A 13,709-nucleotide genomic window follows, 5' to 3' on the forward strand; every position below is an offset into this window, starting at 1 on the left:
ATTCATGAAATCAATCAAAAAGCAAAAAATTGACCATGTCAGTATCCATTCCTTTAGTAAAAAAACGGATCTGTTCTTTAACATTGTGATTGCTTTGTTTGCCCTATCGTGCATCTTGCCTTTCATTTTTGTCATTATGATTTCAATAACAGACGAAACAAGCTTAGTAGTGGAAGGTTTCCAATTTTGGCCTTCGAAATTCAGCTTTGTCGGCTATGAATTTTTAAATCAATTAAAAGGGAAAATTTTACAATCGCTTTTTGTGACAGTCTTTGTGACAGTCGTTGGCACGACCCTAAATGTCTTTTTCACAACGACTTATGCCTATGCCATTTCACGGAAGACCTTCCGCTTTAGACGTTTTTTTACTATCTTTGCTCTAGGAAGTCTTTTGTTTGATGCAGGGATGGTTCCACGTTATATTATCATGACAGGCTTTTTAGGACTAGGTGATACTATCTTTGCCTTGATTGTACCGATGCTCCTTAGTCCTTTCAATATCATTGTGATGCGTACCTTCATTAAGAGGACGATCTCAGAGTCGATCATTGACTCTGCTCGGATTGATGGAGCTAGTGAGGCTAGGATATTCTTTCAAATTTGCTTACCGCTAGTCCTGCCGGGGATTGCGACCATTAGTCTTTTTACTGCTTTAGCGTTTTGGAATGATTGGTTCAACGCCTTACTTTATATCAAGAGTGAGAACCTCTTTCCGCTCCAATACCTCTTGACGAAAATACAAGCCAATCTTGATTTCCTCTCAAGTAGTGCAGGAGCAGGAGCACAGGTCTTTAGTGCAGCTAAGGGTCTACCGAGGGAATCAGCCCGTATGGCTATGGTGGTGGTAGCGACCGTACCGATTGCCTGTGTTTATCCATTCTTCCAACGTTACTTTGTAAAAGGATTGACCATAGGAGGTGTAAAGGAATAAGAAAAATCATCGGTGTTTTATTGCTTCATGTGTCAAAAAAAAATAAAAAGGAGAAAGTCTATGAAAAAATGGCAAAAAGTTGCTGCCTTATCTGCTAGTGCAGTTGCATTGGCAGGACTTGCAGCTTGTGGAAGTCTCAAGGGAGACAATGGTAACTCTACAATGACTGATGATGGAAAGACAGTCATTAAAATGTATCAAATTGGTGATGCACCTGATAATTTAGCGACCTTGCTCGAACAAGCCAATAAAATTATCGGCGAAAAAGCAGATGCTAAGTTAGAAATCCAGTACCTTGGTTGGGGTGAATATAGCGATAAGATGAATGTTATCGTCAACTCAGGAGAAAATTATGATATCGCTTTTGCATCTAACTATGTGCTAAATGCTCAAAAAGGTGCTTATGCAGACTTGACAGAGATTTACCAAAAAGAAGGAAAAGAATTGTACGATTCTCTTGATCCTGCTTATATCAAAGGAAATACTGTTGACGGTAAAATCTATGCCGTACCAGTGAGTGCCAATGTTACTTCTGCCCAACATTTTGCCTTCAATGGTCCATTGCTAGAAAAATATGGCATTGATGTTTCAAATGTAAAGACCTTGGAGGACCTAGAGCCTGCACTGAAGGTCATCAAAGAGAAAGCTCCAGAAACCGTACCGTTTGCGATCGGTAAAAACTATAGTATATCCAGTAACTTTGATTTTCCAATCTCAACAGAATATCCATTTGTCATTGACCTAGATGGAGATGACAAAAAGATTACACTTTCTTATGAGGTGGAAAGCTATCGAGCAAAACTTCGCACAATGCACAAATACTATCAAGCCGGTTATATTCCTCAAGATGTAGCAACGAGTGATACTAGCTACAGCCTGTCAGATAATACTTGGTTTGTTCGTGACGAAACAGTAGGTCCTGCTGACTACGGCGATAGTCTTCTTACTCGTGTTGCAGGACGTGACATTAAAATTTATCCATACACAGACTTTTACAAGAAGAATACAACGACCCAAGTTGCCAACTTTGTCATCTCAAGTACTTCTAAGAACAAGGAAAAGGCAATGAAAGTTTTGACCCTACTCAATACAGACAAAGAGTTGCTCAATGGCTTGGTATATGGACCAGAAGGAGTAAACTGGGAAAAGGTAGCAGGTTCAGAAGATCGGGTGAAAGTATTGCCTCCGTACAACGAAGGTAGCTCTCATATGTCGGGCTGGAACACAGGGAACAACTGGAATCTTTACCTGAATGAAACTGTAACAGATGAACAAGTGGCAGAAGCTAAAAAGATCCTAGCAGAAGCAAAAGAATCACCTGCTCTTGGCTTTACCTTTAATCCAGAACCTGTAAAAGCAGAATTGAGTGCTGTACAAAATACCCTTAAGCAATATGCGCCAGCTATCAATACAGGTACAGTAGATCCTGATGTTGAAATTCCAAAATTGCTGGAAAAACTCAAATCAGAAGGTGCTTATGAAAAAGTGTTGAAGGAATTGCAAAAGCAATATGACGCATTCTTGAGTGGACAAAAATAAGACAGTGAAATAGGGACGTAACCTATCGTAAATATAGTTGTTTCGTTTACTTTTAGTACTAGGCAAGGAGCTGCAGGCTGCTTCAACAGTCTAATGACTGTTGAAGGTTGGAAATCATACTGACGATAGTCAGTAACAATCGTAGAGTACGGCAAAGCGAGTTCCAATTATCTAGAAGAGTGAAACAGTTCGGCGGACTGTTTCAGCCTGAGCCTAGAAATTTGAGAGCGAAGTGGGCAAGGTTGGAAATAAGGAAACGGAGTTTCCGCAATCGTTGAAGTAATAAAAGTTAAACTAAATGAGTATAAAGAGTGAGAAGAAATCGAACAGCTTATATTGACGATTTCTCCTCGCTTTTTCGTTTAGAAACAGTGGCAGTTGAAAGACGTGGGGTAGAGGGCTAGTACTCAATAAAAATCAAAAGTAGAACTAGCGTTCACCACGGCAAGTTGACGAAATGATCCTAAAGGTAGGCGTACTTGGTCTTGGTCTATTAGGGGAGCTTCTTTCTTTACAGCAGGTGCGGGTCCTGCTTCGGTGGTTTCTTTCCTACTGAAAATATGGTATACTGGTGATACAGTTCTAGTTGGAAACGTTTTATATGGGAGGTTTGAGAGATGGGAAAAGTGATTGAGTTTGTCTTTCAGAAAGTGTATCTTGCACTATTGGTTTCAGGAATCTTTTTTCTATTGACGGTATGCGGTGGGATTGTCTGTGGTTTTGCGCCTGCTGGTGCGACGGTTATGTCTTTAATTGCTACATATGGAAATGACTATCGTAGCTATAGATGGTCGGAGGCTTGGAGCTTATTTCGGAGCACTATCAAGCGCAGTAATCTAGTCTTTTACACCTTATGTGTATTAGAAGCTAGTTTGCTCTATGGTCTTTACCTTATCGTTCAGCTACCACCGTCTATATGGATGATGATGGTGACCTTTGTTCAAATTCTTTTGGCACTGTTTGTTTTCTTGGCTTATCCGATTTACTTGAAATTACAGGTTTACTTTGAGATGTCTTATCTAGTTAGTCTCAAGCTATCCTTTATCGGACTTTTTATCAATATTGTATCCTTAGTAAAATTGTTAGTTGGAACAGTGGGAGTCTTTTGGCTAGGTTATCGTTTCCCAGCAGTAGGATTTTTCTTATTGGTGGGAGCATGGCATTTTTATGCGAGTGATACATTGAAGCCGATCTATGAAGGCTTGCAGGACAAAGTCAGATAGAAGATGGGATAGTAGCATGAAACGATTTTGGTTAAATTCTCTATTGCGCATCTATGCTTCTGCCATGATTGTCATCATGGTCTTTATTGCCTGCTTATTAGCTTACTCTAATTGGCGAATAAAAGACCAAGAAGCTCAGCGAGTGGTTCACTATGTATCGGAGCGTATGTCTGATGAGGTAGAATATTACTATCGCCGTTCTACTCAAGTGACAGAGGCATTGACCCAGAGTGCGATTCAGCTAGAGGGTCTCTATAAGTATTTTTCGCTTAGTCCATCAGAATATGCTTCTTGGCTCTTGAGTACAGATGCCCCCAAAGGGATTGATCCATCGATCCACCGCAACATCCTTATGATTTATATGCAAAATGAAGCGATTGAGGGGATAGCCATTGCTTTAAATGATTATAAGACGGTTTTCGTCTCCAATCGTCAACTAAAAGGGGGACGCCAGATTGAAGCGGAATCGTTCAGACCAGACTCTAAGGCCTTCCCAATCCTAATGTATGATAAGCTGTCAGAACAAGTGATTGGGACAGCCTATGTGACAGTTGATGAAGAAACCTTTAGCAGGCTAGTAGAAGATACGGATATTCCATTGATTATTCGGATCATCTCCCCTTATGAACAGGTCATGGTGATGCTTTCTGAAAATCCCACCATGGACGTTGGTGGGTGGTTGAGTAGGGAGACAGCACACGACTATAAAGTGGACGTTGCTCTTCCCAAGGGCTATCTTTTCCAGTCCAATTTTATGCAGACCTTGGGGATTGTTGGCACGAGCCTTTTGCTTTCAGGGATTCTCTATCTTCTCCTAAAGCGAGTCTTTAAAAATTACCAAGTACAGGTCAGCGATATTGTAGAGACCATGCAGGTCATTTCGCATGGAGAGATGGATAAGCGCATCAATGTGGAGACTAAAGAACGTGAATTGCTATTGATTGCGGACAATATGAACCAAATGTTGGATAATCTCAATCAGAATCTGCACGATATTTACCAGTTACAGTTGAGCCAGAAAGATGCTAATTTGCGTGCCTTACAAGCTCAAATCAATCCTCATTTTATGTACAATACGCTGGAATTTATCCGTATGTATGCTGTTGTACATGACCAAGATGAGCTGGCAGACATTATCTATGAATTTAGCAGTCTCCTGCGCAATAATATCTCTGATGAAAAAACAACGACCTTGGAGCAGGAGTTGGAATTTTGCAGAAAATACAGTTACCTATGTATGATGCGCTATCCAAAATCAGTCGCCTATCATTACAAAATAGCGCCAGAATTGGGGAGTTTCCGTATTCCCAAGTTCAGTATCCAACCCTTGGTTGAAAATTATTTTGCCCATGGGATTGATCATCATCGCTATAATAATGCGATTAGTGTCAAGGTTTTTCAGCAAGATGGTGGCATTAAGATGCTGATCCGTGACAATGGGAAAGGGATGACAGCGGAAGTCTTGAAGCGACTTCAAAGAATGTTGCAGCAGCGCAGATTTATCCATGGTGACCAAGAGCAACGCTCCATAGGAATCATCAATGTGCACGAACGCTTTGTCCTCTATTTTGGGGATCGCTATGAGATTCAATTAGAATCTGAGGAAGGTCAGGGAGTAACCTATCACATCTTCATACGTGGGGAGGAATCAATCTAGTAGGGTGGGAAAACCATTCGTTAAGGAAGTAATAAAAGTTAAACTAAATGAGTATAGCACTTCCATCTAAGGCTCGTTAGCCGGTTTCTCGTCGTTTGTTTTTCAACATACAGTCAGCATTTCCTTAAAAAATTGCCTTGATGAGCAAAAACGATTTCTTATTGTAAAAGTGCTTTACTTGTAGATACAGCCTCTACGTTTGATTGTCGAAGAGTAGTAGCTGGTTTCGTAGTTTTCATGGAGAATACGAGTGCTTTATCGGAGTTAGAAGGAGGGACATATGTATAAGGTTTTACTAGTCGATGATGAGTACATGGTGATTGCGGGGTTAAAAAAATTGATCCCTTTTCATCAATATGATATGGAAGTAGTCTACGGTGCTAGTAGTGCCAAAGAAGCTCTTAGCTATATTGCCCATCATCCGGTAGATGTCATCATTACAGATGTCAATATGCCAGGCGTTAATGGGCTTGAAATGGTGCGTCAGATGCGGGAACAATTACCCCATGCTGCTTATATCATCTTATCGGGTTATAAGGAGTTTGAATACGTAAAGATGGCTCTTAACTTGCAGGTGGCTGACTATCTAGTCAAGCCGGTTGACAAGGTGGAGTTAGGGCAGTTATTGGATCGGATAGCTCACTCCTTTGCTTCCCAGAAAGCGAGCTACCCATTATTGCGGGCGGATACGACAGAAGAAGAATTTGAACAGGTTTTACAGAGCAAGTCTTCCCTTTTTCTTGCCGCAGCTAAGACAGAGCAGGGAGAGCATGCTGTACCATTTACGATTTTGGGGCAGTCAGGTTTTCTATTCTTGACAGAACAGGAGGGAGAGTTTCTTCTTTCCAAACCTTTTTCAGCTCCCTATGTGGCATCTTTTCAAGAGTTTACCAAGGAATTGGAAACCTACCTCTTCTATGGCAACGTTGCCTTGCAGTCCAATACCAGTGCTTTTCGCTACTATGAACCCATTTATCGTGTCATTATTCAGGGGAACTTACAGCAAATTTTAGAAGAACTTGGCTTGTTAGAAGAAATTGTCCTCAAAACAACACCTCGGGTATCTACGACCAAGCAATTGTTTATCCAGTTTGTGATGGACGTTTTTCATCTTTTTGAACATTTAAAATCAGATGACATGACGCACATCATCAAAAAATTAGAAAGTAGTAAGACCTTTGAAGAATTGTCCCAGTGTATGCGGACAGAGATTACCCAGCTCTTTAGTCAGCATCGCCTGAACGAAAATGTAGCCAATGTTCTTGAACTGATCAGTTCCCACTATCGCCAAGAAATTTCCCTCAAGGACATCGGTGCCCAACTCTTTATCAATCCTGTCTATCTTGGTCAGTTAATCAAAAAAGAAACGAACTCAACCTTTGCTGAACTACTAAACAAGCAGCGGATTAAAGCAGCTCAACAACTCTTACTTGCGACCAATAATAGCATTGAAGATATTTGCTACTCTGTTGGCTATAGTAATGTTGGTTATTTCTACAAAGTCTTTCGTAAACTCTGTGGCAAGTCACCTAAGGCCTACCGTCAGCAAATGTAAGTTGCCCCATATATCGGCAACGATATCTTAAGATTTTGAATCCCTCTAGCCTTTTGGTTTAGAAGCTAGTAGGCTTACAATGAAAAGCGGGCAAGGGTCACATTTTTAGTCGATCTGTGTAAAAACGGCTACAGTATGCAAGTCGCTGACTGTCTGAATTGTTCAGTTTTTACAAAAAAGAGGGCAGTTTTCTAAGGCTGATTCGGAGAGTTCACGGACAATGCTAGGGTCGAATCTTGAAAAAAACCTTAAAATTGGCTATAATGAATTGTAAGAGAAACTAGCAGGTGAAAGTCCTGCCGTGCGTGAAGAAAGGAAGCAGACCTTGCTCTGCTGTAAATAAGTAAAAGACATGACATCAGTTGTTGTTGTAGGTACCCAGTGGGGGGACGAAGGTAAAGGAAAAATCACAGACTTCTTGTCTGCCAATGCAGAAGTGATTGCACGTTACCAAGGTGGTGACAATGCAGGTCATACGATTGTCATCGATGGGAAAAAATACAAGTTGCACTTGATTCCTTCAGGAATTTTCTTCCCAGAAAAAATCTCGGTTATTGGAAATGGTATGGTAGTCAATCCAAAATCCTTGGTCAAGGAATTGAGCTACTTGCATGAAGAAGGTGTAAAGACAGATAATCTTCGGATTTCAGATCGAGCACATGTCATTTTGCCCTACCACATTAAGCTAGATCAATTACAAGAAGAAGCAAAGGGCGATCATAAAATTGGAACGACCATTAAAGGGATTGGTCCTGCCTACATGGACAAGGCAGCACGTGTGGGGATTCGGATTGCCGACCTCCTAGATCGTGAGATTTTCAAAGAACGCTTGGAGCGTAATTTAGCAGAAAAAAATCGTCTGTTTGAGAAATTGTATGATAGTACAGCGATTGCTTTTGATGACATTTTTGAAGAATACTATGAATATGGTCAGCAAATCAAGCAATATGTGACAGATACATCTGTTATTTTGAATGATGCTCTTGATCAAGGGAAACGGGTTCTCTTTGAAGGAGCACAAGGGGTCATGCTTGATATTGACCAAGGAACCTATCCATTTGTCACGTCCTCAAACCCTGTTGCAGGTGGTGTGACGATTGGTTCAGGTGTTGGACCAAGTAAGATTGATAAGGTGGTTGGAGTATGTAAGGCTTATACAAGCCGTGTCGGGGACGGACCATTCCCTACAGAACTCTTTGATGAAATTGGAGATCGTATCCGTGAAGTGGGGCATGAATATGGTACAACTACAGGTCGTCCGCGCCGTGTCGGCTGGTTTGACTCAGTTGTGATGCGCCATAGCCGCCGGGTATCAGGCATTACGAACCTATCTTTGAACTCGATTGACGTTCTTTCAGGGCTTGAAACCGTGAGCATTTGTGTGGCTTATGACTTAGACGGAAAACGGATTGATCACTATCCAGCGAGCTTAGAAGAACTCAAACGCTGCAAACCAATTTATGAAGAGTTACCGGGCTGGTCGGAAGATATCACCGGCGTCCGTAGTCTGGAAGAACTTCCAGAAAATGCTCGAAACTATGTCCGCCGTATCAGCGAGCTTGTCGGCGTTCGTATCTCAACCTTCTCTGTAGGCCCAGGCCGCGAACAAACCAATATTTTGGAAAGTGTATGGGGTTAAAACAGTCCAGTGGACTGTTTTAAGTTGGAAATAGGCATTTGCGCTAGCAAATGTCCGAATGTACAGAAGTCCAGTGGACTGTTTTAAGTTGGAAATAGGCATTTGCGCTAGCAAATGTCCGAATGTATAGAAAGTCCAGTGGACTGTTTTAAGTTGGAAATATAAGATACGAGGGCGTTAAAAAAGTGACAGAAAAATAGGAGGCTGCCGTAGGGTTCGGTGACCCCAAGGAAGCCTCTCCTTACAGGATTCTCAGCTGTAATTGGCTAAAGCCAAAACAGCTGCCTATCTTTTTTCCGAGCTTTTAGTCCGAGTTCAATTTAAGACAGGAGGGCGTAAAGAGCTAAGTAAAAAAGGGATATGGACCTTGTGTTGGGTGGACATGAAGAAATCTCTCCTTAAAAGGATTCTATCCATAAAGTCATAAACTTCGTTTGTCTTATCGGGTATCCGATTACAGTTGAGAAACCCTTTAGGGATAGGCTGAAACATGCTACTAGAGCTTTGAACTCGTCGTATTTCCTATTTTTACCGTAGCTGTTGCAGGCTGTGCCTGCTTTACAGATACGGATGCCCTTTGGGTACATTCGCTTTCTATACGGGCTTTGTATCTTGGTTAAACTGAACACGAGCTACAACTCACTGAAAAAAAGACCAATCTCATTGGTTGCAAGCCCCCCTGCTTCGATTGTCTATTTTTTCTAGGAGTTGCTTCAACAGTCTCTTTCAGACTGGTGAAGGTTGGAAATAAAACGAGTGAAACTCGTGTCAAACGCTCTCGTATCTTGATTTAATTGAACACGCCCTAAACTCTGTGCGAAAAAGATAAATTTTCCTAGAAACTAATGTTTCTTCGTCAAATTTCCTATTTTCGCTTTGAGTTCTTAACGGGCTTTGTATCTTGGTTAAACTGAACTCGAGCTACAACTCACTGAAAAAAAGACCAATCTCATTGGTTGCAAGCCACCCTGCTTCGATTGTCTATTTTTTCTAGGAGTTGCTTCAACAGTCTCTTTCAGACTGGTGAAGGTTGGAAATAAAACGAGTGAAACTCGTGTCAAACGCTCTCGTATCTTAATTGAACACGCCCTAAACTCTATGCGAAAAAGATAAATTTTCCTAGAAACTAACGTTTCTTCGTCAAATTTCCTATTTTCGCTTTGAGTTCTTAACGGGCTTTGTATCTTGGTTAAACTGAACACGGGCTAAAAGCTCGGAAAATAGAGCAACATTCCTATAAGTTACACTTCTTCGTCATGTTTCCTAATTTTCATTCGCTTTTTTCACGCCCTTTGTATCTTATTTAAGCTATTTTTAAGTTTTCTAGTCTATACTAGAGTCATCAAATAAAGACCACCTTCTTATTTGATAATGTTTTAAAATTTTTCATAGTATCTCCTATGAATTGCCACCTGTTTGGTGGCTTTTTTGGGGAGAAAATGAGCTTTGTTCTTGATGTTGTTGGCTTTTCTATCAAGGTTCTAGGATTGGGTAGTGTTTTTATACTCATTTCGTTTATCTTTTATTACATCGACGATTGTGGAAACTTCGTTTTCTTATTTCCAACCTTGCCCACTTCGCTCTCAAATTTCTAGGCTCAGGCTGAAACAGTTCACCGAACTGTTTCACTCTCCCAGATGATTGGAACTCGCTTTGCCGTACTCTACGATTGTTACTGACTATCGTCAGTATGATTTCCAACCTTCAACAGCCTAATGACTGTTGAAGCAGCCTGCAGCTCGTTACCTAGTACTAAAAGCAAACGAAACAATTATACTCCTTTCTTTTTAGAGAATCTTTTGATATAATGAAATATACTTAAAAAGGAGTGATACTATGGGACAATTGTTATTTCCACTTATAATGGTCGCTATGCTGGTCTTTATGATCTTCTCTCAACGGAAGCAGCAAAAGCGACGCCTGGAGGCTCTCAACCAAATTCAAAAAGGGGATGAGATTATTACCATCGGTGGCATGTATGGAATTGTTGATGAACTGACGGATCAAAAAGTCGTCTTGGATGTAGACGGTGTTTATTTGACCTTTGAACGTTCTGCGATTCGTGGTCGTGTGAGCCAAGCAGCTGCAGTTGAAACAGCTATCGAAGAGACCGCTGTGACAGAAGAATAATCAACCACCGTGCTGAGATATTGATAGGAACTCTAAGAAGTGTACTGGGCTTGAGCTCAGTGCCTTTTATTTTTAGGTGATAGCAGGTGTTTGTAGAGAAATCCCTTGTGCTTTCGCATTTGTATCAAAATATGGTATAATGAACTGATTATAATGTGAGGATAAAACATGTTCCGCTTTCCATTTAAGAAAAAAGAAACGATTGAAGCAGCTACTCAAGTTCCCAAGCATATTGCCATCATCATGGATGGAAATGGTCGTTGGGCGAAAAAGCGTCTGCAGCCACGTGTCATGGGACATAAGGCAGGGATGGATGCACTGCAAAAAATTACAAAATCAGCCTCCGATATGGGAGTTCAGGTGTTGACAGTCTATGCCTTTTCGACAGAAAATTGGGCACGTCCAGAAAAAGAGGTCAACTTTATCATGAACTTGCCAGTTGAATTTTATGATAGGTATGTGCCAGACCTAGATGCCAATAATGTGAAAATCCAGATGATTGGAGAGCATTCCCGCCTACCAGAAGCGACCAAAAAGGCGATGGAAAATGCTATGCAAAAGACCAAGGACAATACAGGCTTGATTTTGAATTTTGCTTTGAACTATGGGGGGCGTGGTGAAGTAACTCAGGCAGTCAAAGAAATTGCACAAGCTGTGTTACGTTCGGAGCTTCACCCTAGAGATATTGATGAACAACTGATCGCTGACTACCTCTATACGAATCAATTGCCAGCTAGTTTACGTGATCCAGACTTGGTTATTCGGACTAGTGGAGAGTTGCGCTTAAGTAATTTTTTACCATGGCAAACAGCCTACAGCGAGCTGTACTTTACGGATATCTCTTGGCCAGATTTTGATGAAAAAGCGCTTGATGAAGCGATAAAAGAATATAATAGACGCCATAGACGTTTCGGTGGTATCTAAGAGGGAGAAATTATGTCAAAGGATTTACAAAAACGAGTGATTTTTGGTGGACTAGCTCTGGCTATCTTTATTCCTTTCTTACTAAAAGGAGGGGTAGCTTTTCAACTCTTTATTGGCCTTTTGGCCATGATTGCAACGGCTGAACTGATTAAAATGCATGGCTTGTTGCCCAATTCGATTGAGGGCATGCTTGCGATGCTAGGAAGTTTAGTCTTGGCTCTGCCATTAGAGAATTACCTGACCTTTCTGCCCACAGATGGCAATTATACAGCCTATGCGATTGTCGTATTTTGCCTGCTGGGGTCAACAGTCTTTAATATTCAGCGATATTCCTATTCAGAAGTTGCCTTTCCTATTGCTTCTAGCTTTTATGTCGGGATTGGCTTTCATCACTTGATCTTAGCGCGTATGGACGGCTTGGATAAGGTTCTTTTTGCCTTGTTTATCGTCTGGGCAACGGATATCGGTGCTTACATGATTGGTAGTCAAATCGGACGGCGTAAGCTCATGTCTAAGGTATCACCGAATAAGACTCTGGAAGGAAGCATCGGTGGGATTGTATCTGCTCTTGTGGTATCGGTCATCTTTATCCTGACCAACAAGGGTGTGGCATCAGGTTATTCGCTTCTAACGATGTTGCTCTTGGTTATTCTTTTTTCTATCTTCGCCCAGTTTGGAGATCTGGTCGAAAGTGCCATTAAACGCCGTTTTGGAGTGAAGGATTCTGGTAGGGTGATTCCAGGACACGGAGGTATTTTAGACCGTTTTGATAGTTTGATTTTTGTCTTTCCTATCATGCACTTTTTTGGTTTGTTCTAAGGAGGAATAATGAAAGGAATTTTAGCATTTATTTTCATCTTTGGTGTCATTGTCGTTGTCCATGAATTTGGACATTTCTACTTTGCCAAAAAATCAGGGATTCTCGTCCGTGAATTTGCAATTGGGATGGGTCCGAAAATCTTTGCCCATATGGGCAAGGATGGAACAGCCTACACCATTCGGATGCTTCCCTTGGGTGGCTATGTTCGCATGGCTGGTTGGGGGGAAGACAAGACTGAGATTAAGACAGGAACACCTGTCTCACTCAGCCTCAATGAGAAAGGCATTGTCACGCGAATCAATCTTTCGGAAAAGATTCTAGACGATACCAGCCTACCGATGAATGTGACAGCCTATGATTTTGAAGAGCAGTTAGAAATCACAGGTCTGGTCTTGGAAGAAAGCAAGACATTTTCTGTAGACCATGATGCAACGATTGTGGAAGAAGATGGGACAGAAGTCCGAATTGCCCCGCTTGATGTTCAGTATCAAAATGCGTCTATCTGGGGACGTTTGATGACCAATTTTGCGGGGCCGATGAATAATTTCATCTTGGGCTTTATCGCTTTTGTCCTCTTTTTCTTTTTGCAAGGAGGAGTGCCAGATCATACGACTAATTACGTGACTGTGACAGAAGGTGGCGCAGCCCAGCAGGCAGGTCTGGTCACGGGAGATCAAATCCTTGCAGTCAATGGTGAAAAAGTCAGTGATTATGATGCGATTGCCAGTGCGATTGCTAAGGCAGCTCAAGATAGCCAGCAGACCCCAGTCCTAGCGGTTGAAGTCAGTCACGGCGGGGATAAAAAGACGCTTGAAGTGACGACAAAGGAGCAGGACGGGCGCTATTATCTAGGGATTTCCCCCATCTTAAAGACGGGCTTCATCGATAAACTAGTCGGAGGATTCAAGGAAACGATTTCCACTAGTATGTTGATCGTTCAGGCTCTGAAAAATATTATTTCCCAATTTGATTTGAATAAGTTAGGTGGTCCTGTGGCGATTTACCAGATTAGTTCCCAAGCAGCTGATAATGGCTGGGGATCTGTCTTGCGCTTGCTTGCCATGTTGTCCATTAACCTTGGAATCTTTAACCTCATTCCGATTCCTGCCCTTGATGGAGGGAAAATAGTCATCAACATCATCGAAGCTATTCGCAGAAAACCACTCAAGCAGGAGACCGAGTCCTATATCACCTTGGCAGGTGTCGGCGTCATGATTATTCTGATGATTGCAGTCACTTGGAATGATATTTTACGTGTCTTTTTCTAAAAGAGTGAGCTAAAGGAGAGAAA

General features: G+C 41.6%; 10 protein-coding genes. All 10 read left to right on the forward strand.

The window, feature by feature from the left end; translation table 11 throughout:
- The first annotated feature begins 4 nt into the window (after positions 1 to 4).
- The 10 genes from ACVPON_RS08610 to rseP all read left to right on the forward strand — a co-directional run bounded on the left by ACVPON_RS08610 (position 5) and on the right by rseP (position 13,686).
- The gene (locus ACVPON_RS08610; protein ID WP_462878218.1) at positions 5 to 931 is read left to right on the forward strand and encodes a carbohydrate ABC transporter permease; all 927 of its coding nucleotides are present in this window, start codon (positions 5 to 7) and stop codon (positions 929 to 931) included.
- A gap of 60 nt (positions 932 to 991) precedes the next feature.
- Positions 992 to 2,470 carry an ABC transporter substrate-binding protein gene (locus ACVPON_RS08615; protein WP_462878219.1) on the forward strand — a complete coding sequence of 493 codons (1,479 nt, stop codon included), beginning with the start codon at positions 992 to 994 and terminating at the stop codon, positions 2,468 to 2,470.
- Between the two features lie 617 nt (positions 2,471 to 3,087).
- Positions 3,088 to 3,693 (forward strand): DUF624 domain-containing protein, encoded by a 606-nt coding sequence (locus ACVPON_RS08620; RefSeq protein ID WP_462878220.1) that lies wholly within the window; start codon positions 3,088 to 3,090, stop codon positions 3,691 to 3,693.
- A gap of 16 nt (positions 3,694 to 3,709) precedes the next feature.
- Complete coding sequence (locus ACVPON_RS08625) at positions 3,710 to 5,350, forward strand: sensor histidine kinase (RefSeq protein ID WP_462878221.1); 1,641 nt, start codon at positions 3,710 to 3,712, stop codon at positions 5,348 to 5,350.
- A gap of 280 nt (positions 5,351 to 5,630) precedes the next feature.
- The gene (locus tag ACVPON_RS08630; RefSeq protein WP_462878222.1) at positions 5,631 to 6,905 is read left to right on the forward strand and encodes a response regulator transcription factor; all 1,275 of its coding nucleotides are present in this window, start codon (positions 5,631 to 5,633) and stop codon (positions 6,903 to 6,905) included.
- A 352-nt stretch (positions 6,906 to 7,257) separates the two neighbouring features.
- A complete protein-coding gene (locus ACVPON_RS08635; RefSeq protein ID WP_462878223.1) occupies positions 7,258 to 8,544 on the forward strand; it encodes an adenylosuccinate synthase in 1,287 nt (428 codons plus the stop codon).
- A 1,836-nt stretch (positions 8,545 to 10,380) separates the two neighbouring features.
- Positions 10,381 to 10,674, forward strand: coding sequence for a preprotein translocase subunit YajC (yajC, locus tag ACVPON_RS08640; RefSeq protein ID WP_462878224.1), 294 nt, complete (start codon positions 10,381 to 10,383; stop codon positions 10,672 to 10,674).
- Between the two features lie 168 nt (positions 10,675 to 10,842).
- The gene (locus ACVPON_RS08645) at positions 10,843 to 11,598 is read left to right on the forward strand and encodes an isoprenyl transferase (RefSeq protein WP_462878225.1); all 756 of its coding nucleotides are present in this window, start codon (positions 10,843 to 10,845) and stop codon (positions 11,596 to 11,598) included.
- Between the two features lie 12 nt (positions 11,599 to 11,610).
- Positions 11,611 to 12,417 (forward strand): phosphatidate cytidylyltransferase, encoded by an 807-nt coding sequence (locus ACVPON_RS08650; protein WP_462878226.1) that lies wholly within the window; start codon positions 11,611 to 11,613, stop codon positions 12,415 to 12,417.
- Between the two features lie 9 nt (positions 12,418 to 12,426).
- Entirely contained in the window at positions 12,427 to 13,686 is a 1,260-nt protein-coding gene (gene rseP, locus ACVPON_RS08655; protein ID WP_462878227.1) for an RIP metalloprotease RseP, read from the forward strand.
- Positions 13,687 to 13,709: the final 23 nt, after the last annotated feature.

Source organism: Streptococcus sp. 1F3, from assembly GCF_054968985.1.